This window comes from Nonomuraea sp. NPDC050783, from assembly GCF_040802095.1.
Lineage (GTDB): Bacteria > Actinomycetota > Actinomycetes > Streptosporangiales > Streptosporangiaceae > Nonomuraea.
Genome location: NZ_JBFAHK010000025.1, coordinates 70,252 through 91,702, shown reverse-complemented (window position 1 = coordinate 91,702; position 21,451 = coordinate 70,252). Strand labels below are relative to the sequence as shown.

Annotated in this window: 25 protein-coding genes; 14 read left to right on the top strand and 11 right to left on the bottom strand. The window is 73.8% G+C overall.

The features are described from left to right. The first annotated feature begins 26 nt into the window (after positions 1-26). Together AB0H75_RS42325 and AB0H75_RS42320 are read left to right on the top strand one after the other, a co-directional pair. Entirely contained in the window at positions 27-1,127 is a 1,101-nt protein-coding gene (locus AB0H75_RS42325; protein ID WP_367806153.1) for a hypothetical protein, read from the top strand. Positions 1,128-1,234: 107 nt separating this feature from the next. After that, on the top strand, positions 1,235-2,206 hold the full coding sequence (locus AB0H75_RS42320) for a nucleoside hydrolase (RefSeq protein WP_367806151.1): 972 nt from the start codon (positions 1,235-1,237) through the stop codon (positions 2,204-2,206). A 61-nt stretch (positions 2,207-2,267) separates the two neighbouring features. On the opposite strand, the gene AB0H75_RS42315 is transcribed toward AB0H75_RS42320, so the two are convergent. Next, positions 2,268-3,263: an aldo/keto reductase gene (locus AB0H75_RS42315; RefSeq protein ID WP_367806149.1), complete on the bottom strand. Its 996-nt coding sequence runs from the start codon at positions 3,261-3,263 to the stop codon at positions 2,268-2,270. A 130-nt stretch (positions 3,264-3,393) separates the two neighbouring features. On the opposite strand from AB0H75_RS42315, the gene AB0H75_RS42310 reads away from it, so the two are divergent. Further along, positions 3,394-4,245 carry a helix-turn-helix transcriptional regulator gene (locus AB0H75_RS42310; protein ID WP_367806147.1) on the top strand — a complete coding sequence of 284 codons (852 nt, stop codon included), beginning with the start codon at positions 3,394-3,396 and terminating at the stop codon, positions 4,243-4,245. Positions 4,246-4,272: 27 nt separating this feature from the next. On the opposite strand, the gene AB0H75_RS42305 is transcribed toward AB0H75_RS42310, so the two are convergent. Beyond that, positions 4,273-4,845 (bottom strand): hypothetical protein, encoded by a 573-nt coding sequence (locus AB0H75_RS42305; protein WP_367806145.1) that lies wholly within the window; start codon positions 4,843-4,845, stop codon positions 4,273-4,275. A gap of 238 nt (positions 4,846-5,083) precedes the next feature. Here AB0H75_RS42305 and AB0H75_RS42300 point away from each other — a divergent pair, with 238 nt between their 5' ends. Together AB0H75_RS42300 and AB0H75_RS42295 are read left to right on the top strand one after the other, a co-directional pair. Continuing rightward, positions 5,084-6,499: an alpha/beta hydrolase gene (locus AB0H75_RS42300; RefSeq protein ID WP_367806143.1), complete on the top strand. Its 1,416-nt coding sequence runs from the start codon at positions 5,084-5,086 to the stop codon at positions 6,497-6,499. A gap of 38 nt (positions 6,500-6,537) precedes the next feature. After that, the gene (locus tag AB0H75_RS42295; protein ID WP_367806141.1) at positions 6,538-7,248 is read left to right on the top strand and encodes a helix-turn-helix domain-containing protein; all 711 of its coding nucleotides are present in this window, start codon (positions 6,538-6,540) and stop codon (positions 7,246-7,248) included. On the opposite strand, the gene AB0H75_RS42290 is transcribed toward AB0H75_RS42295, so the two are convergent. Next, positions 7,230-7,808: a dihydrofolate reductase family protein gene (locus AB0H75_RS42290; protein WP_367806139.1), complete on the bottom strand. Its 579-nt coding sequence runs from the start codon at positions 7,806-7,808 to the stop codon at positions 7,230-7,232. The genes AB0H75_RS42295 and AB0H75_RS42290 overlap by 19 nt on opposite strands. 118 nt (positions 7,809-7,926) lie before the next feature. Further along, on the bottom strand, positions 7,927-8,454 hold the full coding sequence (locus AB0H75_RS42285) for a CGNR zinc finger domain-containing protein (protein WP_367806137.1): 528 nt from the start codon (positions 8,452-8,454) through the stop codon (positions 7,927-7,929). A 100-nt stretch (positions 8,455-8,554) separates the two neighbouring features. Between AB0H75_RS42285 and AB0H75_RS42280 the strand changes: the two genes are divergently transcribed. The 3 genes from AB0H75_RS42280 to AB0H75_RS42270 are packed head-to-tail and all read left to right on the top strand — an operon-like array spanning position 8,555 to position 10,195. Next, the gene (locus AB0H75_RS42280; protein WP_367806205.1) at positions 8,555-9,409 is read left to right on the top strand and encodes an alpha/beta fold hydrolase; all 855 of its coding nucleotides are present in this window, start codon (positions 8,555-8,557) and stop codon (positions 9,407-9,409) included. 15 nt (positions 9,410-9,424) lie between these two features. After that, complete coding sequence (locus tag AB0H75_RS42275) at positions 9,425-9,946, top strand: HPP family protein (RefSeq protein ID WP_367806135.1); 522 nt, start codon at positions 9,425-9,427, stop codon at positions 9,944-9,946. 27 nt (positions 9,947-9,973) lie between these two features. Further along, the gene (locus AB0H75_RS42270; protein ID WP_367806133.1) at positions 9,974-10,195 is read left to right on the top strand and encodes a DUF3072 domain-containing protein; all 222 of its coding nucleotides are present in this window, start codon (positions 9,974-9,976) and stop codon (positions 10,193-10,195) included. Positions 10,196-10,240: 45 nt separating this feature from the next. On the opposite strand, the gene AB0H75_RS42265 is transcribed toward AB0H75_RS42270, so the two are convergent. Further along, positions 10,241-11,518 carry a PP2C family protein-serine/threonine phosphatase gene (locus AB0H75_RS42265; protein WP_367806131.1) on the bottom strand — a complete coding sequence of 426 codons (1,278 nt, stop codon included), beginning with the start codon at positions 11,516-11,518 and terminating at the stop codon, positions 10,241-10,243. Then, positions 11,515-12,318, bottom strand: coding sequence for an alpha/beta fold hydrolase (locus tag AB0H75_RS42260; RefSeq protein WP_367806129.1), 804 nt, complete (start codon positions 12,316-12,318; stop codon positions 11,515-11,517). Before AB0H75_RS42260 ends, AB0H75_RS42265 begins: the two co-directional genes overlap by 4 nt. A gap of 186 nt (positions 12,319-12,504) precedes the next feature. On the opposite strand from AB0H75_RS42260, the gene AB0H75_RS42255 reads away from it, so the two are divergent. Then, on the top strand, positions 12,505-13,674 hold the full coding sequence (locus AB0H75_RS42255) for a lactonase family protein (protein ID WP_367806127.1): 1,170 nt from the start codon (positions 12,505-12,507) through the stop codon (positions 13,672-13,674). On the opposite strand, the gene AB0H75_RS42250 is transcribed toward AB0H75_RS42255, so the two are convergent. The 3 genes from AB0H75_RS42250 to AB0H75_RS42240 form a co-directional block, all read right to left on the bottom strand. After that, on the bottom strand, positions 13,671-13,940 hold the full coding sequence (locus tag AB0H75_RS42250; RefSeq protein WP_367806125.1) for a TfoX/Sxy family DNA transformation protein: 270 nt from the start codon (positions 13,938-13,940) through the stop codon (positions 13,671-13,673). The two genes, AB0H75_RS42255 and AB0H75_RS42250, sit on opposite strands and share 4 nt — an antisense overlap. Before the next feature lie 173 nt (positions 13,941-14,113). After that, on the bottom strand, positions 14,114-14,902 hold the full coding sequence (locus AB0H75_RS42245; protein ID WP_367806123.1) for a GNAT family N-acetyltransferase: 789 nt from the start codon (positions 14,900-14,902) through the stop codon (positions 14,114-14,116). Next, positions 14,899-15,270, bottom strand: a complete 372-nt coding sequence (locus AB0H75_RS42240; RefSeq protein ID WP_367806121.1) for an ArsR/SmtB family transcription factor — start codon at positions 15,268-15,270, stop codon at positions 14,899-14,901. Before AB0H75_RS42240 ends, AB0H75_RS42245 begins: the two co-directional genes overlap by 4 nt. A gap of 85 nt (positions 15,271-15,355) precedes the next feature. Between AB0H75_RS42240 and AB0H75_RS42235 the strand changes: the two genes are divergently transcribed. Next, positions 15,356-15,763, top strand: coding sequence for an ArsI/CadI family heavy metal resistance metalloenzyme (locus AB0H75_RS42235; protein WP_367806119.1), 408 nt, complete (start codon positions 15,356-15,358; stop codon positions 15,761-15,763). Between the two features lie 61 nt (positions 15,764-15,824). Beyond that, the gene (locus tag AB0H75_RS42230; RefSeq protein ID WP_367806117.1) at positions 15,825-17,051 is read left to right on the top strand and encodes an MFS transporter; all 1,227 of its coding nucleotides are present in this window, start codon (positions 15,825-15,827) and stop codon (positions 17,049-17,051) included. Positions 17,052-17,071: 20 nt separating this feature from the next. On the opposite strand, the gene AB0H75_RS42225 is transcribed toward AB0H75_RS42230, so the two are convergent. After that, positions 17,072-18,160, bottom strand: a complete 1,089-nt coding sequence (locus AB0H75_RS42225; RefSeq protein WP_367806115.1) for a winged helix DNA-binding domain-containing protein — start codon at positions 18,158-18,160, stop codon at positions 17,072-17,074. An 8-nt stretch (positions 18,161-18,168) separates the two neighbouring features. Next, a complete protein-coding gene (locus AB0H75_RS42220) occupies positions 18,169-18,591 on the bottom strand; it encodes a VOC family protein (protein WP_367806113.1) in 423 nt (140 codons plus the stop codon). Between the two features lie 104 nt (positions 18,592-18,695). Here AB0H75_RS42220 and AB0H75_RS42215 point away from each other — a divergent pair, with 104 nt between their 5' ends. The 3 genes from AB0H75_RS42215 to AB0H75_RS42205 all read left to right on the top strand — a co-directional run bounded on the left by AB0H75_RS42215 (position 18,696) and on the right by AB0H75_RS42205 (position 21,440). Beyond that, on the top strand, positions 18,696-19,679 hold the full coding sequence (locus AB0H75_RS42215) for a helix-turn-helix transcriptional regulator (protein ID WP_367806111.1): 984 nt from the start codon (positions 18,696-18,698) through the stop codon (positions 19,677-19,679). A 200-nt stretch (positions 19,680-19,879) separates the two neighbouring features. Next, a complete protein-coding gene (locus AB0H75_RS42210; RefSeq protein ID WP_367806109.1) occupies positions 19,880-20,794 on the top strand; it encodes an alpha/beta fold hydrolase in 915 nt (304 codons plus the stop codon). A 145-nt stretch (positions 20,795-20,939) separates the two neighbouring features. Continuing rightward, entirely contained in the window at positions 20,940-21,440 is a 501-nt protein-coding gene (locus AB0H75_RS42205) for a ricin-type beta-trefoil lectin domain protein (RefSeq protein WP_367806107.1), read from the top strand. Positions 21,441-21,451 lie beyond the last annotated feature (11 nt).

Here is a 21,451-nt window from a genome sequence, read left to right as displayed (position 1 = left end):
GCGCCGGAACCTGGTTGAATCAGGGCATGAGATCCATCCGACAGGGGGCCTTACTGGCGGCGGCCACCGTGGTGACCGCGGTGGCCGCGCCGGTGGCGGCGACGGCCGCGCCCGTCTCGTGCCAGGCGCCGGCACGCGGCAGCGCGGGCTACGACGACTTCGTGCTCACCTACAAGTCCGCCTGCGCCTCGAAGAAGAACTGGGACAGGACGTTCCAGGACGTCACGGCGTCCGTCCTGGTCGACAAGCGCAACAGGTTGTCGGTCACCACCTCGACGGCGCTGGCCGGCGCGATCGCGTCGGTGAAGGTGAACGACAAGGAGTTCATCTCCAGCGGGGGCCACGGCGCCGCCTTCCAGTACGCCTTCCACGCCTGGCAGAAGGGCGAGGAGGCGAGCGAGTGCTACAACCCGACCCAGGCGGGCGCGCGCTCGGACGACGACGGCCAGCCGCCTCCCTACCACGGTCCCAGCACGAGCGCGCTCTACACGATGGCGGGCTCGGGCAGCTCCATCCGCACGGCGGGGCGGCCCGCGATGTTCGTGACCCTGGCCGACACGAAGCCGGGCTGGGGCGGCTGCCGCACCGCCGACCACCAGCCCAGGCGCTCGCCGTTCACCTTGGGTCTGTCGCCGTACTGGCTGGAGACCAGGGTCGAGCTGGCGCCCGACCACGACGCGCCCGAGCTGGAGAACGTCTTCCGGGCGACGGCCACCATCAAGTCCGAGGACGAGCGGCACGACCAGTTCGACGGCGTCCTGGTCGCGTACCTGCAGCCGGACTTCACTAAGGTCTACGCCTACGACCTCGCGACCGGCCGGCTGTCGGCCAAGCCGGCGGACTCGCACGCGAGCAAGGACCCGATGGTGCGGTGCACGGGCGACGGCGACTACTGCCTCGGCATGTACGTCAAGCCCGAGGTCCTCGGCGACAGGGCCTACTACTACACGATGACCCGCCGGCCCAGCGACTACAACGGCCAGTTCGGCGAGAACACGATCCAGGTCACCACGCCCAGCGGCGCCCTGGACAAGGGCGACAAGGTGACCTACGAGACGTACGTGGTCGTCGGCGACAAGAGCCGCGTCCAGCAGACGATGACCCAGCTCCACCGCGCCTTCACGTGACCGTCGCGCAGGATGCGGGACCCACCCGCATCCTGCGCCCGCCCAGGGCCGCGTCGCCGGTCACCCGGGCACCTGACCGCCGATCCCCGGCCCTTCGGAAGGACCGCGTGCGCCTGCACCTCGACACCGACCTGGGCAGCGACCCCGACGACCTCTGCGCCCTGGCGATGGTGCTCGGCCGGCCCGGCGTGGAGGTCGTCGGCATCACCACGACCGCCGATCCCGACGGCCGGCGGGCCGGTTACGTCGAGCACTGCCTCCGGCTGGCCGGGCGCCAGGACATCCCGGTCGCCGCCGGCGCCGGCAGGTCGCTCACCACCGGCCGGCCCATGGGCGACCTGCCCGACCACGAGCGGTACTGGGGCGTCCCCGTCGCCCCCCGCCCCGGGCCGCCCGAGGCCGCGCTCGACCTGCTGGAACGCGGCATCGACCAGGGCGCGACCATCGTGGCCATCGGGCCCTTCACCAACCTGGCCCTGCTGCACGAGGCCCGCCCCGGCCGCCTGGACGGAGTGCCCGTGGTCGCCATGGGCGGCTGGATACGGCCGCCCGCCCCCGGCCTGCCCCCGTGGGGCCCGGACCTGGACTGGAACACCCAGTGCGACATCCTGGCCGCCCGGCTGACGGCCGAGCGCGCCCGGCTGACCCTGGTCACCCTCCCGGTCGCCTTCGAGGCGCACCTGCGGGCCGCGCACCTGCCCCGCCTGGCCGCGTCGGGGCCTCTGGGGGAGCTGATCGCCCGCCAGTGCGAGGCCTACGCCATCGACAGCGGCATGGCGGAGCTGGGCCGCGCCCATGCCGGGCTGCCCGACGACCTGCTCAACGTCCACTGGGATCCCGTCGCCTGCGCCGTGGCGCTCGGCTGGCCCGGCGCCGTCGTCCGGGAACAGCGCCTGCGGGCCGTCGTCGAGGAGGGGGTGCTGCGCTTCGAGCCCGGCCGGGACGGGCGGCGGACGCGGGTGCTGACCGGCCTGGACGCCCAGGGCTTCGGCGAGATGTGGATCGGCGCCGTCGAAGCGGCCACCCGTGCACGGCCGCGTCGCCGGTCGCCGGGACGTTCCGCTCCGAAGTGCTCATGACGTCCCGGCTACCCGCCTTCCCCGATCACCGCACAGGCGGGCACCGGCTTCACCCGCCGTCTCAGTTGCCCACCCCGAGATGGGACATGAACATGGACGGATACCGGTCGCCCCGCGCCGACCCCGCGGGCACCGCCTTCTCGATCTCGGCCAGGTCGTCCGCGCCGAGCCGCAGGTCCGCCGCCGGCAGCGCCTCGGCCAGCCGCTCACGGGTGCGGGCGCCGACCAGCGGCACGATGTCCTCGCCCTGCGCGGCCACCCAGGCGATGGCGAGCTGGGCGACGGTGTGGCCCTTCGCCTCGGCGACCCGGCGCAGCGCGTCCGCGAGGGCGAGGTTGTGCTCCACGTTCCCGCTGGAGAAGCGCGGGCTGATGCCGCGCATGTCGCCGGGCCCGGCGGCGTGGCCCGCCGTCCAGTGCCCGGACAGCAGGCCGCGGCCGAGCACCCCGTACGCGGTCAGGCCGATGCCGAGCTCCCGCAGGGTGGGCAGGATCTCCGCCTCCACCCCGCGCGAGAGCAGCGAGTACTCGATCTGCAGGTCGGCGATCGGGTGCACGGCGTGCGCCCGGCGGATCGTCGCCGCGTCGACCTCCGAGAGCCCGACGTGCCGCACGTACCCGGCCTCCACCAGCTCCTTGATGGCCCCCACCGTCTCCTCGATCGGCACCGCCGGGTCCAGCCGGGCGGGGCGGTAGATGTCCACGTGGTCGGTGCCCAGCCGGGTCAGCGAGTACGCCAGGAAGTTCTTCACCGCCTCGGGACGGCCGTCCTGCCCGCCGAACTCGGCGCCCGGCCCCCGTAGCTGACCGAACTTGACGCTCAGCCGGTAGCTGTCGCGGTCCCGGCCGCGCAGCGCCTCGGCGAGCAGCAGCTCGTTGTGGCCCATGCCGTAGAAGTCGCCGGTGTCGATCAGCGTGACGCCGGCCTCCAGCGCGGCGTGCACGGTGGCGACGCTCTCCGCGCGGTCGCTCGCGCCGTAGGCGCCCGACATGCCCATCGCGCCCAGCCCCAGCGCCGAGACGGCCGGTCCGGTGCTGCCCAGGGTCCGAAGCCTCATCACGTTCTCCCTCGTCGTCGATGTCATGCCGCCCAGCCTGGCCCCGGATCGGGGCGGGCGGGAGCGGAGCGTTCATCCTGGGAGAGGCGCTCCCTGGCTCGGCCCGCCGGGCGGGCGGCAGGATGGAGTCATGGAACGTGACCAGCTCGCCGACTTCCTGCGCCGCCGCCGCCAGGCGATCCGCCCGGCCGAGGTGGGCCTGGCCGACAGCCCCCGCCGCCGCACCGCGGGGCTGCGCAGGGAGGAGGTGGCGATGCTCGCCGGCATGTCGGTGGACTACGTCGTACGCCTCGAACAGGGCCGCAGCAGCCAGCCGTCCACGCAGCTGCTCGGCGCGCTGGCGCGGGCGTTGCGCCTGTCCGACGACGAGCGTGACCACCTGTTCCACCTGGCCGGTCACCGGCCCCCGCCCGCCGACGGGACCGCCCGTCTGGCCCGCGCCGGCCTGATGCGCATGCTCGACCTGCTCGGCGACACCCCGGCCGCGGTGCTGTCCGACCTGGGCGAGGTCCTGGCCCAGAACCGCGCGGCCCTGCTGGTGATGGGCGACTACACCCGCCTGGCGGGCGACCGCCGCTACGTCGTGTACCGCTGGTTCACCGAGCCCGCCGCGCGGGCCGCCCACCCGTCCGAGGAGCAGGAGCACCAGGCCCGCCAGCTCGTCGCCGACCTGCGCGCGGTCGCCGGCCGCCGGTCCGGCGACCCCGTGGTGACCGGGCTGGTCGAGCGGCTGCGGGCCGCCAGCGCCGACTTCCGGCGGCTGTGGGACGAGCACGAGGTGGCGGTCCGGCGCGCCAACCGCAAGACGCTGCTGCACCCGCGGGTGGGCCGCCTGGTGATGGACTGCGAGACCCTGATCACGCCCGACCAGGGGCAGGAGCTGCTGGTGTTCACGCCGGCGGACGACGAGACCCGCGAGCGGCTGGAGCTGCTGCGGGTGCTCGGCACCGAGGAGTTCCCCACGGGCACGCCCGTACGCTGAGGCGGCGGCGAGCGCCGCTGCCCGGCCTCATCGGCTTCCGGGGGGCCCGGCCGTGCGCATGACCTGGGCGTGCAGCGCGGCCAGCTCGTCGGGCGAGGCCGTGGCGGTCGTCCCGGCCCGGCGGGCCGCCGCGTTCGCCTGCCTGAGGCGGCGCCAGGTGATCGGCTCCGGCTCCTGCCGCAACGGCTGGAGCTCCCGCAGCAGAGGGGCCGGCCGGCGGGTGCCGAGCAGGCCCAGCAGATAGAGCGTCATGGTGCCGGCCTGCTCGCCGGCGGGCTCCCGCGCCGCGCCGTCGCGGACGATGAGCGTCACCCTGCTCCTGGTGCGGTCGATGGCCACCACCCGGCCGGTCACCGGATCGGTGGCGTGCCAGCCGTGCGGCCGTCCCCGCAGGGCGGCCCACATGTCCGCGATGAGGCGATCCTGCGCGGCCAGCCCGGAGCGGCGCCGCAGCAGCGGGCGGGCGGCCAGCACGATCAGGAGCGCCCCCACCGCCGCCCACGCGGGACGCGTCACGGCGAACCCGTCCCGGAACGACACGTTCACGACGATCAGCGCGACGCCCACGGCCGACACGCCGAGGGCCAGGACGCGGCCCATGCTCACCCTCGTTGCCGACAGCCTCACTTTTCCCTGCCCAGGAGAACCGGTCCCTGCCCAGTAGAACCGGTTCTCGCCCGGTCGGCAAGACCTCGATCGGCGGGCCGTCCCGCCCGCTCAGGGCGGCGGCGCTGACCGGCACCGTCGGCGAGACCGCGCCGTGGTCGGCCGGACGGCCGAGCCGGACCGGCCTTTCGGACGAGGCCCGCGATCCCGTACGCGAGCAGCATGGTTCCCCGTGAACCACGCACTTCTGGCGCTCGTCCTGGCCCTGCCCCCCACGCCCGCCGCTCCCCCGGCCCCCATCGACTGGAGCCCCTGCGGCACGCGGCACGCCGAGTGCGGCTCCGTCGAGGTCCCGCTCGACTGGGACGCCCCGGCGGGCCCCACGATCAAGCTGTCCGTCGTCCGCCGCAGGGCCACCGGCGAACGCCTCGGCACGCTGCTCTTCAACCCCGGCGGCCCCGGCGGCCAGGCCGCGATGCTGCTGCGCGACTATCCCCAGTACGCCGTCAGCGACGAGCTGCTGCGCCGCTTCGACGTGGTCGGCGTCGATCCGCGCGGCGTGGGCGGGAGCGCGGCCGTGACCTGCGGGCGTCCGGTCCACGACCCGGCCGTGACGCAGTTCCCCCGGACCCTCGCCGGCTACCGCGCGCTGGCGGCGCACAACCGGGCCGTCGGCCTGAGCTGCCTTTCGGGCACCGGCCCCCTGCTGCGCGAGATCGACACCACGAGCGTCGCCCGCGACTTCGACACGGTCAGGGCCGCCCTGGGCGAGTCGAGGATCAGCTTCCTCGGCAAGTCCTACGGCACCATGCTGGGCGCCGAGTACGCGCGGCTGTTCCCCGGCAGGGTCCGCACGATGGCGCTCGACGGCGCGGTCGATCACAGCCTCGGCGCCGAGCGGCTGGTCACCGATGCCGCGGCCGCCGTCGAGGACTCCTTCGGGCGCTTCGCGCGCTGGTGCGCGGACACGCCGGCGTGCGCGCTGCACGGCCGCGACGTCACCCGGGTGTGGGACGACCTGGTGGCCAGGGCCGAACGCGAGCCCGTCCCCGTCACGGGCGGCCGCCCGCTGACCGCCGAGGAGCTGCGTTACGTCGCCTACGTCCTGCTCAACCAGCTTCCCGAGTACGGCAACGGCCTGGCCAACGGCATCGTCCAGGCGGAGAACGGCGACGCCGGGATCCTCGCCTCCGTGCGCGCCTCGGCCCTGGAGGACCCCGCGAGCACCGCGGCCTACCGGTCGATCCTGTGCCTCGACATCGCGCACGGCATCGACGGCCACCGCGACCTGCGTGCCAGGATCGACCGCGTCATGAACCTCGCCCCCCACATGAAGGGCACCTCGGAGTTCTGGGACATGACGGCGGGCTGCCTCGGCTGGCCGGTCCCGCCGACGAACCCGCAGCGCCCGCTGCGCGTCCGCGGCGTCCCGCCGGTGCTCGTGGTGGGCAACACCCACGACCCCGCCACCCCGCTGTCGTGGGCGCGCAGCCTCTCCTCCCGCATCGAGGGCTCCGGCCTCCTGGTCAACGACGAGAACGGCGGGGACGGCCACAGCTCCTACCTCAGGTCGTCCTGCGCCACGGCCCGCATCGACGACTACCTGGCCTCGGGCCGGCTGCCCGCCGCCGGGACCGTCTGCCGGTAGGGCCCGCCGGGTTCGCGCAGCGACGTATCCTTCCCCCCGTGGGATTGCGGTTCAGGACGCGCGCGTCGGACTCGGCGTGGGTCGACAGTGTGTGGACGTGCACGAGCGAGCAGGTCACCGCGATGACGTCCGTCGCGGGGGTGCGTTGGGGCCTGGTGTTCTGGGAGCACGCCGGCCGGGCGTTCGCGGGCGTCACCGGTCCCGAGACCCGGACCGGGACGGCGCCGGTGCCGGAGGGCGCGACCTTCACCGGCATCGAGTTCGCCGTGGGCACCTCGTTGCGGGCGGTACCCGCGCCGGCGCTGGTCGACAGCGGCATCCAGCTCCCCGACACCACGCGCCGGACGTTCCGGCTGGACGGCGCGCGCTGGGAGACGCCCGGCCCCGACGACGCCGAGGCTCTGGTCGGACGTCTGGTCCAGGCCGGGATCGTGGTCCGTGACCCGCTCCTCGTCGAGGTGCTGCGGGGTCACCGTCCAGCCGTCTCGGGGCGCACGGTCGAACGCCGGTTCCGGTCCGCGACCGGGCTGACGCGGGGCGCCGTCCGGCAGATCGAGCGCGCCCGCACGGCGGCGCGGCTGCTGGTCGCCCGGACCCCGGCCGCCGACGTCGTCGCCGAGCTCGGTTACTCCGACGAGCCGCACCTGGCCCGCGCGTTACGCTCCTACGTCGGACGCACCGCCGGACAGTTGCGCGAGGGCGCCGGCGGCGCGATCGCCCTCGATCCGGATCAGCGCTTGACGTCGTAGACCAGCTTCAGGATGCCGTTCGCGTAGCTCTCCGACTCCCGCAGCGTCAGCATGTACTTGTCCCGGTCGGCCCGGTCGAACAGGCTCTTCCCCGCACCGAGCAGGAGGGGGAAGACGAGCAGGTTGTACTGGTCGATCAGCCCCGCGTCCGACAGCCGCCGAGCCAGCTCCGCGCTCCCGTGGATGAAGATCCCACCGCCCTCGCTCTCCTTGAGCGCCGCGACGTCCTCGATCGAGCGCAGGATCGTGGTCGGCCCCCATCCGTCGACGACGGCATCCTCGGACAGCGTGGTCGACACCACGTACTTGGGCAACTCCTTGTAGTCGGTGTGGTCCTGCGAGTCGGGCCAGGTCGCCGCGAACGCCTCATAGCTGCGGCGGCCGAACATCAACGCCGTCGTGTCGGCGAGCTCCTCACCCTTCAGCGACCAGACCTCGGGGACGAATTCGAGGTCCTTGAACACCCACCCGGCGCTACGGTGCTCCTCTCCCGGCCCGCCGCCAGGCGAGTCCACGACACCGTCGAGCGACATGAAACCGGTGTAGACCAAGGTACGCACTGTGCTGTCTCCTTATGCGCGAGCGGACTGCCGCGTCCACGTTAGGCCACCGCCGTGGCCGCCGTCTTGAACGAAAACGACAGCGGGGCCGGAACGGCCTCGTCACCGCGCGGGCCGGTCACGCGCCCGGCCGGCCGGTGCTCCTGGCGCGCTGGTGGAACCGGCCCACCTTGGCCCGGTTGCCACAGACCTCCATCGAGCACCAGCGGCGGCTGGCGTTCTTGCTGACGTCCAGGAACCACAGCACGCACTGCGGGTTGGCGCACTTGCGCACCCGCTCCGAGCGCTCGCCCATCAGCCGGACGAAGCCGGCCGCCGCCACCCACGCGGGCCGCCAGGCCGTCTCGTCCACGACCACCTCCTCGTACGGCTCCCCGTCCCGCATCCGGGGCCGCCAGGCGCCGTGATCGAGGACGGCGTTGAGCCTGCCGGATCCGCGGCCCTCCAGCGCGTCGCGCAGCGCGGCACGAGCCTCCAGCAGCCGGTCGCGTACCGGCTCCACCTCGCCGTCGCCGTCCCAGCCGTGGTCGGCGAGCCACGCCCGGACTCCTTCCAGGGCGTCGAACTGGTCGAGCAGTGTCCCGTGCTCCACCCAGACGGTGTCGACCAGGTCCAGCGCGACCGGCTCGCCCTTCAGTGGCCGCACCCTCACTTTAACCCCCAAAGACTGTTTGACAGGTTAACGACAGCCATGCTACCACTTAACCACCAAATTGGATTTAGATGGTTAGGACCTGGTCGTGAGCATGCACTACCGCACCATGACGATCGACGGACTCGACGTCTTCTACCGCGAGGCCGGCGACCCGTCCGCCCCCGCCCTCGTGCTCCTGCACGGCTTTCCCACCTCATCGGTGGCCTACCAGGAGCTGATGGCCGAGCTGTCCGGCGAGTTCCACCTCATCGCGCCCGACTACCCCGGCTTCGGCCACAGCTCCGCCCCCCGCGCCGACGCGTGGCAGTACACCTTCGACCACCTCGCCGACGTGGTGGACCGGCTGCTCGACGCCATCGGCGTCACCAAGTACGCGATCTACGTCCACGACTACGGCGCACCGGTCGGCTTCCGCCTCGCGCTGCGCCACCCCGAGCGCATCACCGGCATCGTCACCCAGAACGGCAACGCCTACGAAGAGGGGCTGACCGCGTTCTGGGAGCCGTTCAAGAAGGCGTGGGCCGACCCGTCGGAGGCCAACACCGCCGCCCTGCTCGGCTACTACACCGAGGAGGCCACCCGCTGGCAGTACACGCACGGCGTGCGCGACACCACGCTCGTCAACCCGGACAAGGCGGCCCTGGACCAGGCCGTGCTCGACCGGCCCGGCAGCCACGCCGTCCAGCTCGCCCTCTTCCTCGACTACGCCACCAACCCGCCGCAGTACCCGCGGTGGCAGGAGTACCTGCGCACCCACCAGCCGCCGGTGCTGGCCGTCTGGGGCCGTCACGACGAGATCTTCGGGCCGGACGGGGCGCTGACCTTCACCCGTGACGTGAAGAACGCCCACGTCCAGCTCCTGGACGCCGGTCACTTCGCCCTGGAGACGCGTGGCGCGCAGATCGCGTCCCTGGTCCGCGACTTCCTCCGCCGCCTGCAGGATTGATCCCGAGGAGCTCGGATGACCACTCACGCCCGCCGGCCACCCGGCCGCACCCCGCTCAAGGAGGTGCTGCTCACCACCGCCGCGGCACTCGCGGGCCTGCTGTCGCTGGCCGCCGTCGCCGCCCTGACCGGGCTGGGGCTGTTCGCGCTGCCGTTCGTCGCCTCGGCGGTGCTGGTGGCAACAGCCCCCGGCGTCGCCTTCGCGCGACCGCGCAGCGTCCTGCTCGGCCACCTCAGCGCCTCCGCGCTGGCCCTGGCCGTCACCTCCGTGACCGGCCCATCGGTGTGGACGGCGGCGGTCGCGGCCGCCCTGTCCACCGCCCCGATGCTGTTGCTCCGCGCCGCGCACCCGCCGGCGGCCGCCACGGCCGCCCTCATCGGGCTCACCGCTCCGTCCCCGCTGTACCTGGTCACGCCGGTGCTCGCGGCCTGCGTCGTCGTGATCGCGGGCGGGGCCCTGCTCGGCCGGTTCCTGCCGGGCCGGCCGCCCGCCGCCGGGTTTGCGCCGCGTTCCCGGGGGCAGACGCCCTCCCCGTAAGGGAACGTGCGTTCGAGGAGAGATGACATGAGCAACGGACCGGTGGAGAAGGACCCGGACGAGTGGACGACCGGCGACGAGCCCATGACCGCCCCGCAGGAGTCCTACCTGAACACGCTGGCCAGGGAGGCGGGCAGGGAGGTGCCTGACGGGCTGAGCAAGGCCGAGGCGTCCAGGATGATCGACGAGCTCCAGGAGGACAGCGAGCGCCTGCGCTCGTCCGATGCCCGGACCGGAGAGAAGGGCTGACCGGCGAGAAGGGCTGACCGCCGGGCGGCGGCCCGCGGGGCCGGTCTACTCGGCAGGGACGCCGAGGGCGAGCAGCGCGGTGTCGTCGTCGAGGCCGTCGCCGAAGCTCTTCAGCAGCCCGGCCAGCGCCTCGATCAGGGTCTCCGGGGGCTCCCCGGCGTGCCCGGCGAGGAAGTCCCGCAGGGCCTCGTCGCCGAACAGGGCCGCGTGGTCGGAGCCGGTGCGGGCCTCGGTGAGCCCGTCGGTGTAGAGCACCAGCGCGTCGCCGGGCCCGAGGCTCGTGGTGGCGGGCGCGAAGTACGGGCTGGGCAGGACGCCGACCAGCAGCCCGCCGGGGGTGGGCAGGAAGTCGCACCCGCCGCCGGCGCGCAGCACCAGCGCCGGGGGGTGCCCGCCCGAGGCCAGGTGCACGGCGACGTGGCCGCTTTCCGGGTCGGGCTCCATGACGCCGAAGATCGCGGTGCAGTAGCGCGAGTCGCCCTTGGCGTAGCGCTCGTGCAGCACCGTGTTCAGGGTGTGCAGGGCGGAGACGGGGTCGGGGTCGTGCAGGGCGGCGGCGCGCAGGGTGTAGCGGGTCAGCGAGGTCAGCGCGGCGGCCTGCGGCCCCTTGCCGCACACGTCGCCCAGGAAGAAGCCCCAGCGTTTGGCGTCCACCGGGAACACGTCGTAGAAGTCGCCGCCGAGCTGGTCGGGAGAGGCGGTGTGGTAGTGGGCGGCCGCCCGCAGCCCCGGCATGACGGGCAGCGTGCTGGGCAGCAGGCTCTGCTGCAGCACCGCCAGGGCGTCCTGCAACCGGGCGCGGTCGGCCTCGGCCTGCCGCGCGGCCGCCTCGGCCGCCTTGCGGCGGTGCAGCAGCTCCTCCTCGTAGGCGCGGCGGTCGCGGGCGTCGAACACGGTGGTGCGGATCAGCATCGGCTCGCCCTCGCCGCTGTAGCGCAGGGCCGAGGAGACCAGGACCGGTATGCGGGTGCCGTCGGCGGCCTTGAGCTCCAGGGCGATGCCGCTGACCTCGCCGCGCATGCGCAGCAGCGGCGCGTAGTGCGTCTCGTGGTAGAGCTTGCCGCCCACGGTGAGCAGGTCGGTGAAGCGGAGGCGGCCGACCACCTCCTGCCGCTCCCGGCCGAGCCAGGTGAGCAGCGTCGCGTTGATCTTGGCGATGGTGCCGTCCATCAGGGTGGACAGGTAGCCGCAGGGGGCGGTGTCGTAGAGCTCCTCGGCGCTGTCCTCCAGCAGGCCCACGAACACCGCGTCCGTGGCCTCGCCGCCGGCCCCTCCGTCGTCGGCTCCATGAGCACCGGTGCCGCACCCCACGGGAGACATCATCCCAGCTCCGCCAGGAAGGCGGTGATGGCCCGGTTGGTGGCCTCAGGCGCGGACAGGTGCGGGCAGTGCCCGGTGGCCGGAAGGGTGACCAGCGTCGAGCCGGGGATCCGCGCGTGCACGAAGGCGCCGACCTCGCGCGGGGCGATGACGTCCTGCTCGCACTCCAGCACCAGCGTGGGCACGGTCACCGTCTTCAGGTCGTCGCGGGAGTCGGACAGGAACGTGGTGCGGGCGAAGACCCTGGCCATCTCCGGGTCGGTGGCGCAGAAGCTGTTGGCCAGCTCCTCGCCCAGCTCGGGCCGGCCGGGGTTCCCCATGATCACCGGGGCCATCGCGGACGACCAGCCCAGGTAGTTGGCCTCCAGCGAGGCCAGCAGCTCGTCGATGTCCGCGGCGCTGAACCCGCCCCGGTAGCCCTCGTCGTCGATGTAGCAGGGCGAGGGGGCCACCATCACCAGCGCGCCGATCCGGTCGGGCGCCTGCCGGGCGGCCAGCACGCCGATCATGGCGCTGACCGAGTGGCCCACGAACGCCGCCCCGCGCAGGTCGAGCGCCTCGCAGACCTCCACCACGTCCTGCGCGTAGCCCTCCAGGCTGCTGTAACGATCCTCGCGGAACGACGACAGGTCGGAACGGCCGGACCCGACATAGTCGAACAGGACCACCCGGTAGGTGTCGGCCAGGGCCGGCACCGTCAGCCGCCACATGTTCTGGTCACAGCCGAACCCGTGCGCCAGGACCACCGCCGGCCCGGCCGGGTTGCCGGTGACCGTGACGTTGTTCCTCGACAGGATATCCATCTCGCCATCCTCGCACTCAGGGGTCCGCCGCACGCCACCCGGCAGGTGATCTCCCGCCCGGATTGTCATGGTTGCGCACTTTACAAGCATCCTGGCATGCCCGCTCATCTGCCGCGGCGCCCAGCGGCCCATGGAACGGGATGGCACGCCCCCCGGGTGAATCCGCACTTCCGACAAGGAGTCCCCGTGTCCATCCCGTTGTCCGCCCGCGCGGGCGGCGCCCTCCTGGCCGCCGCCGCGCTGCTCGCCGTGTCCGCCCCCGCCCAGGCCGCCCCCGGACCGGTGCCGCCGCCGTCCGGCGTCGTCTACGTCACCAACGCGGCCACCGGCGACGTCTCCTCCCTCGCGATCGGCCCCAAGGGCGTCCTGACGCCGCTCGGCGCACCCGTGAGCACCGGCGGCGCCTTCCCCCGGGGCATCGCCCTCACCCCGGACGGCGCCACCGCCTACGTCGTCAACAGCGACTCGGACCTCCTCTCGGTCTTCCGCGTCGGCGCGCGGGGCGCGCTCCAGCCGGGGCCGCGGCTCGTCAGGACCGGCGACGAGCCGTGGGGCGCCACCGTCTCCCCCGACGGGCGCACCCTGTACGTCACCGACACCGCCGCCGCGGCGATCTCCGCGTACCGGATCGGCCCCGGCGGCACGCCCGTCAGGCTCGGCGACTTCCCCGCCACCTCCGACAACCCCAAGCAGACCGTCCTGTCGCCCGACGGCCGGTTCCTCTACCTGTCGTACGCCGACGTGGACGAGACCGGCGACAGCCCGCCACGGGCCATCACCAGGTTCGCCGTGCGCCCCGACGGCACGCTCGGGCCCGGCCAGGACGTGGCGAAGGTCGCGCAGGCGAACTTCGGCATCGCGATCAGCCCGGACGGCGGCCTCGTCTACGTGACGTCGCTGGTCGGGCAGAACGTCTGGGCGTTCAGGCGCGGCGCGGACGGCTCGCTGACCCCGGTGCCCGGCTCGCCGTTCCCCGCGCCCGACGGCCCGGTCGGGCTGAAGGTCACCCCCGACGGGCAGCACCTGTACGTCGCCGGCAACGACCCCGACAACGATCAGCAGCGCGGCGGCCTGCTCGGCTACACGATCCTGGCCGGCGGCGGGCTGAGGCCGATCGCCGGCTCCCCCGCCCGCACGCCCGACGGCGCCGAGGTCGCGGCGGTCGCCGTCACCCCGGACGGCCGGGACGTCTTCGCCGCCGTCAGGGACACCAACCAGCTCGCCTCGTTCGCGATCGGCGCGGGCGGCGAGCTGACGGAGGCGCCGGGCTCGCCCTTCCCCACCGGCGGCGAACGCCCGCTGAACCAGTCGGTCGCCGTAGGCCCGATCCGCCCGTCCGCGGGCGGGGCCCGCTAGTGATCGGCGAGCTCGGCCGGCGGCTCCGCCTTCCGCTGCGGCGGCAGGTGGCGCCAGTCGGTGTCGGTGAGCGCGCCTTCCATCGCCCATAACGCGTTGAGCGAGAGCCCGGGAACGGCCACGTCCTGCAAGCGCCGGTAGACCTCGACGGCGGCCAGCTCGGCGAGCCTGGCGACCGGCTCCGACAGGAACCGGCCGCCGCCGCGCCGCCCGTCAGGAAGCGGGCGCCCGCTGGTGGCGCTCGCCCTGCTGCTGACCCTCGCCACACCGGCCCCTGCTCGGGTTACATGGACTGGAAGGACCCGGCCCTGCCGCCGCGCAAGTGGGAGTCCTTCCACATGGGCGAGCTCTACGACCTGCTGAAGAACGAGTACCGCGCCGGCGACCGGGCCGGCGGGCGAGCGGGGACGGGTCAGGGGCGCGGGACGCGCCGGGCAGGTCAGGGCGTGCGGAACCCCCGGAAGGTGACGGGCCCGCGGGTCTGGAAGCCCAGCCGCTCGTACAGGGCGATCGCGCCGGCGTTCGACTCGGCCACGTGCAGGAAGGCACGTTCGCCGCGCGCCGCGACCCGCGCGACGAGCGTGCGGACCAGGCGGGCGGCGTGCCCTCGCCCGCGCGCCTCGGGGGCGGTGCAGACGGCGCTGATCTCGGTCCAGCCCGGCGGCCTGAGCCGCTCGCCCGCCATCGCCACCAGCCTGCCGCCGCCGTCGCGGACGCCGAGGTAGGTGCCGAGCTCGCGGGTACGCGGCCGGAACGGCCCCGGCCGGGCCCGCGCGACGAGGTCCAGCATCTCGGGTACGTCGTCCGCGCCCAGCTCGACCACGCCGGCGCCGGCCCCGGCGGGCGGGCGGCCGGTCCAGATCATCTGGCGGCCTTCGAGGACGAAGACCGGCTCCCAGTCCGGCGGCGGCGTCGCCGGGGAGCTGAACAGGTCGGCGAGCGCGCCCCGGCCGAGCAGCCGGGCCAGGTCGGCCCACTCCCGCCCGTCCCGGCCGGCGGCCACCGTGGAGAAGGACGCGACCTCCGGCTGGTAGGTGGCGGCCCCGCCGAGCCGCCGGGCGAGGTGGGCGTGGTGGCCGCTCAGCGACGCGCCCACCGGGTCGTCGAGCACGGCGGCGTCGCGGCTCGCCGGGACGCCGCGGCTCACCGGGACGTCGCGGCTCATCAGGACGTCGTGGTTCCCCGGGATGTCGTGGTTTCCCGGGACGTCGTGCCTTCCGTGGCTCACTGGGCCTCTCCCGGCAGGGCGAGCACGCCGGTGAGCTGCTTGAGCGTGGCCGGGACGATCCAGTAGTAGACCCAGGTGCCGCGCCGCTGCCCGTCGATCAGGCCGGCCTCGCGCAGCACCCTCAGGTGGTGCGAGATCGTCGGCGCGGTGACCGTGAAGGCGCCGGTCAGCTCGCACACGCACACCCCCTCGCCCTCCTCGCGGCCGCCGGCGTGCGCGCCGATCAGCGACAGCAGCCGTACCCGGATCGGGTCGCCGAGCGCCTTGAACACGCGCGCCAGCTCGCCCGCCGCCTCCGCGCCGACGGGCTCGGCGACCAGCGGCGCGCAACATCCGGAGGCGAGCACCGGCAACTGCTGATTCGACATGTCTCTAATTTGACAGATGCCTAAGCAGAAGCGCAAACTCGGGCTTGCTTAGACATTCGTCGAAACAGCCCGATGGGAGACCGCCATGTCCCGCGTCCAGCTCGCCCTCCGCGTCGCCGACCTGGAAGGCTCGATCACCTTCTACTCCAAGCTGTTCGGCGTCGAGCCGGCCAAGCGCCGCCCCGGCTACGCCAACTTCGCCATCGCCGAGCCCCCGCTCAAGCTGGTGCTCATCGAGGGCGAGGCAGGCGAGGAGGACCGGGGCACCCGCCTGGACCACCTCGGCGTCGAGGTCGAGGAGAGCGCCCAGGTCGAGGCCGCCACCCGGCGGCTCAAGGACGCCGGCCTGGCCACCTTCGAGGAGAGCGACACCTCCTGCTGCTACGCCCTCCAGGACAAGGTGTGGGTCCACGGCCCCGGCAACGAGCCCTGGGAGGTCTACGTGGTCAAGGGCGACGCCGACGCCCCGGCCCGGACGCCGTCCTGCTGCTGACCGCCGGGCGGCGCGAAAACCTGTTGCCGCGAATCCCCGCCAATCGTATGGTTCTGCGCTCGTGACTACCGTGGTGGAGCGAGTGCTGCCGGCCCGGCTGGGGACGGCGTTCCGCTGGTTGCTGGCCTCCAGCTGGCTGACGAACCTCGGCGACGGCATCGCGGCCGCCGCCGGCCCGCTGCTCATCGCGACGCTGACCCGCGACCCGCTGATGATCTCGCTGGCGGCCCTGGTGAGCTGGGCGCCGCCGCTGCTGTTCGGCCTGTACGCGGGCGTCCTGTCCGACCGGCACGACCGGCGCACGATCGTGCTCGTCGCCAACGCGGTGCGGGTCGCGGTGCTGGCGGCGCTGGTCGTGCTCATGGCGACCGGCGCCGTGACCGTCGTGACGGCGCTGATCGCGCTCACACTGCGGTCGGTCGCCGAGGTGTTCGCCGACAACGCGACGGCCACGCTGACCCCCATGATGGTCGACAAGGACGATCTCGTCGTGGCCAACGCCCGCCTGGGCACGGGCTTCATCACGCTCAACCAGCTCGCGGGGCCGCCGGTCGGCGCGGCCCTGTTCGGCCTGGGCATGACCTGGCCGTTCGCGGGGCAGCTGCTCCTGGTGCTGGCGGGGATCGTCCTGGTCTCCCGGGTCACGCTGCCGCCGCACGGCCGGCGGGCCGGCGATCCCCGGCCCGACACCGTGCGGGAGCTGCTCGCCGGGTTCCGCTGGACCTTCCGGCACACGGCGGTACGCACGCTCGTCCTGACCATCCTGATCTTCAACTTCACCTTCGGCGCCGCCTGGGCGGTCCTCGTCCTCTACACCCGGGAACGGCTCGGCCTCGGCGCGATCGGCTTCGGCGTGGTGGCCACCATCCAGGGCATCGGCGGCCTGATCGGCACCGGGCTGTACGGGGTCATCACCCGCAGGGTCAGCCTGGGCGCGCTGATGCGCATCGGGCTCGTCATCGAGACGCTCACCCATCTGGGCCTGGCCCTGACCCGCTCGCCGTGGGTCGCCGGCGGCATCTTCCTGGTCTTCGGCGCGCACGCGTTCATCTGGGGCACCACCTCGGTCACCGTCCGCCAGCGCGCGGTGCCGAGCGAGCTCCAGGGGCGGGTGGGCAGCGTCAACACCATCTGCGTCTACGGCGGCCTGGTGGTCGGCTCGCTGATCGGCGGCGTGCTGGCCACCCGCTTCGGCGTCACGGCGCCCTTCTGGTTCGCCTTCGCCGGCTCGGCGGTGTTCGTGGTGCTGCTGTGGCGGCAGCTCATGCTCATCGCCCACGACGACTGACGACCCGGACGGCCCCGTCCTCACGCCAGCCGTACGCGGTCGCTGTCGCCGTCGGACAGGAACGACGCCAGCGCCTGGCCCTCCTCGGCCACCGCGTCGCGCTCGGCGCGGGAGAACGGGCGCAGCGGGGCGACGGCCACGGTGCCGTCCTCGACGGTCCAGGTCGCGGCGACCCTGCCGTCCACCAGGACCATCCGGGCACCGGCGACCGACAGGCCGCGGTCGGCGTCGTCGATGATCCGGCCGCGGTCGTGGTAGCCGAGGATCGTGTTGTCGAAGGCCGGCAGGAACCGTACCGGGGCGGGCGTGTCCGGGTCGGGGCGCGGCGCGCCGGGCAGGTCCAGCAGCTCCCGGCCCCGCTCGTCGCGGAAGGAGACCAGCTCCCCGCGGATCGCCGCCACCGCGGCAGGCAGCCCGGCCAGGCCGGACCAGGCACGCAGGTCGGCCACGGCGGCGGGCCCGAACGCGGCGAGGTAGCGCCGCGCCAGCGCCTCCCCCACCGGGTCGGTGCCGTCCGCCGCCGGCGGGTCGATCTCCCGCCCCAGCCACGAGGAGAGCGGGACGTAGCGCACCCCCGCCCTCGTCCGCCACAACCCGCGCGGCGGCAGCTGCGCCATCGGGACGAGGGCGGCGACCAGCATCTCGCCCAGCGCCCGCGGCCCCGGCTCCGGCCAGCGGCCGGCCAGCGCCCGCGCCAGCTCGCCCATCGAGCGCGGCTCGCCGTCGGCCATCACCGCCCGGCCCGCCGCCGCGAGCTCGTCGAGGTCCACCCCGGCGAGCTCGCGGCGGTAGGTCCCGAGCACCCGCTGCCGCAGCATGGGGGCGTGGCGGGCCCGCCAGGCCAGGGCGTCCCCGGCGGTGAGGAGGTGGACGGTGCGGCGCATGAGGTGGATACGCACCACCTCGCGCCGTACCAGCAGGCCCGACAGCACCGCCGGGTCGAACCCGCGCAGCCGTGACCAGAGCCCGACGAACGGCTCCTGCGGTTCCTGCGCCTGCAGGCCGCACAGGTGCGCGACGGCGCCGAGGACCGGCAGGCCGGCGCGGTCGAGCAGGAGCTGGCGGGCGAGCGTCGCGCGGTTGAGCGCCCGGGCGCCGAGAACGGCCATCGCGCTGCTCAGCCCTGGTACTCGGCGGCGACGTCCACGACCCAGACGACGCCGAAGCGGTCGGTCAGCATGCCGTAGAGCGGGGCCCACCGCGCGGGCGCCAGCGGCTGCGCGACCGTCGCCCCGTCGGAGAGCTTCTCCCAGTACGCGGTGACCTCCTCGACGCTCTGGCCGCGCAGGGAGAGGAAGAACGAGTTCTCGCCCCGGTCCCACGGCAGCCGGGAGGGCACGTCGTAGGCCATCACGTGGAACCCGTCACCCGCGACCACCTGGCCCCACATCACCTGGTCCGCCTCGGCCGGGTCCTGCACGGCCCCGGCGTCCTGGTAGGTGACGACGGTGAGCCGGCCGCCGAAGACGGCCTGGTAGAACTCCAGGGCCGCGCGGGCGTCGCCGCGGAAGTTCAGATGGGTCACAGACTTGACGGACATGTCGGCTCCTATTGGTTCCGGACGCTGCGCAGCGCCCGCTACGCGACCACCGTCGCAGGGGTAGCGGTCAGGGAGTGGCCGCTACTGCGGGCAGGATGGACGGCATGCCGAAGACCTCCGCCCGCCTGCTGGCACTGCTGTCCCTGCTCCAGACGCGCCGGGACTGGCCGGGGGCGCTGCTGGCCGAGCGGCTGGAGGTCAGCCCCCGCACCGTCCGCCGCGACGTGGACCGGCTGCGCGAGCTGGGCTACCCCATCGTGACCTTCAAGGGGCCCGACGGCGGCTACCGGCTGGGCGCCGGCGCGCGGTTGCCCCCGCTGCTGTTCGACGACGAGCAGGCCGTCGCCCTGGCCATCGCGCTCCAGGTCGCCACCACCAGCGGCGCCGGCATCGAGGAGGCCGCGGCCCGCGCGCTGAGCACCGTCCGGCAGGTCATGCCCGCGCGGCTGCGCCACCGGATCGACACCCTCCAGGTCACCGCCGTCGAGCGGCCCGCGCTCCACCCCGCCCCGCAGGCCGGCAGCGACGTGATCATGGCGCTCAGCGCCGCCGTCCACGCCCGCGAGGTGCTGCGCTTCGGCTACGGGCCGCGGTCCGCGCCGCGGCGGGCGGAGCCCCACCACCTGGTCACGTGGGGCGGGCGCTGGTACCTGGTGGCCTGGGACCTCGACCGCGAGGACTGGCGCACGTTCCGCGCCGACCGGATCGTGCCGCGCGTCCCGTCCGGGCCCCGCTTCACCCCGCGCGAGCTGCCGGGAGGAACGGTGGCCGCCTTCATCACCAGCCGGTTCCTGGGCACGGGCGACCCTGGCGACTCCGGAGGCTCGAGCGGCTCCGGCGGCTGGCTCTGCCGCGGCGAGGTGATCCTCGGCCTGCCCGCCGCCGAGGTGTCCCCCTACGTCCACGACGGGATCGTCGAGGAGCTCGGCCCGGACCGTTGCCGGCTCGTCCTCGGCTCGTGGTCATGGGCCGGGCTGGCCGCCGCCTTCGGCAGGTTCGACGCCGACATCGAGGTCGTCGGCCCGGCCGAGCTCAAGGAAGCCTTCGCGCGCCTGGCCCGCCGCTTCGCCGCCGCCGCCTCCGCGTGACGCGGCCCCTCCCGGGGCGGGCGGGTCAGGTCTCCGGCCGGGTTTGTCCCCCGTACGAGCTACCGGTGAATGTCCACCGTGCGGTGACGCTCCCGGACCGCCCGGTCCGTAGCGTTGCGACGCAGCCACGGCGCTCCGTACGCGTGCGAGCCGCACCGCCGTGCGCATCACCTTGTGCCGACTTCCCTCTGGAGGACTTCATGCCCCGTCAGACCAGGACATCCGTCGTGGCCGCGCTGTGCTGCGCCGTGCTCGGCACGGCGGTCGCCGGCTGCGACGGTGACTCCCTGGAGAACTGGGACCCCATGGCCCCGGCCACGCGGGCGTCCGAAGCCGCCCCGATCTCCGGGACCCAGAAGATCGACGTCGGGGGCCGGTCGGTGAACGTGTCCTGCTCGGGCGAGCCGAAGAAGGGCCGGCCGGTCATCGTCCTGATGCACGGCGCCGGCGACGGGCTGGACAAGCTGGCCGCCTTCCAGAAGACGCTGAGCGCGCGGAACCGGGTCTGCTCCTACGACCGGCTCGGCTCGGGCGCGAGCGACCAGCCGGCCGGCGAGCAGGACTTCTCCAGCACCGGCGAGGTCCTGACCGGGGTGCTCGACCGCCTCGCCGGTGACGCCCCGGTCGTCCTGGCCGGGCACTCGCTGGGCGGGCTGATCGCCGCCAGGTACGCCCCCGAGCACCAGGACCGCGTCAAGGGCGTGGTCCTGATGGACGCCACCCCGTCCACCATGCTGGCCGACATCAAGAAGGCGATCCCCAAGTCGGCCACCGGCCCGGCGGCCGAGCTGCGCGCCCAGAACCTGGCGGTGTTCCAGGGCGAGAACCCGGAGAAGCTCGTCGTCGCCGACGGCGAGGTGCGTTCGGCCGGGGACATCCCGGTGGAGGTCATCCAGCACGGCAAGCCGTACCTGGCGGCCATCCCCACGTACGGGCCGCGCCTGGAGCGGGCGTGGGCCGCGGGCCAGCGCAAGTGGCTCGCGCTGTCCAGCGACAGCAAGCTGACCACGGCCAAGGACAGCGGCCACTACATCTACGTCGAGCAGCCCGACATCGCCGTCAAGGCCGTCGAACGCGTCACCGAGCAGGCCGCCCGCCAGCCGGGCGGCGAGTGACCGCCCGAGCGCCTTCACGGCTGGATCGGAGGCACCTCTGACGGGCAATGCCCGGCAGATGCCCTTCTGGTGTCCTGGTCCGGCCCATGAGCAGGCACGAGCATGGGACCGCGCTACCCGGAAGAGTCCGAGCAAAGGAAACGCAATGAGCAAACTCGCCGGAACGACAGCAGCGATCCTCTCGGGACTGTGCCTGCTCGGCTCCGCCGTGGCGGCGGCTGCCCCCGCATCCGCAGCGGGGACCGCCGGCAGGAGCGAAGCCCGCGACGTCGAGGCCCGGGCCGCGGACTTCCGCCTCTACAACAGCGGTAGTGGCCGCTGCCTCATCAACAGCGGAGGCTCCGTCAGCGGCACCTTCACCGGTAGCTGCTCGACAGGGGTCAACCGCTACTGGTACGGAGTCGAGGACATCGGGGGCGGCCGCATCGTCAACAGGGGAACGGGGCGCTGCCTGACCGCCGGCACCACCAGCGCCTGGACGGCCCCGTGCAACGGACAACCCAACCAGGTGTGGATCCACGCCGGTCTCGGCCTGGTCCAGAACGCCGGTCTGGGCGTCTGCCTGGTAGGGGCGACGACGGGTGGAGGCGTCTTCATGGCCTCCTGCAACTCGTCCAATGTGTACCACCGATGGGGTCAGATCTGAGGGAGGCGTCC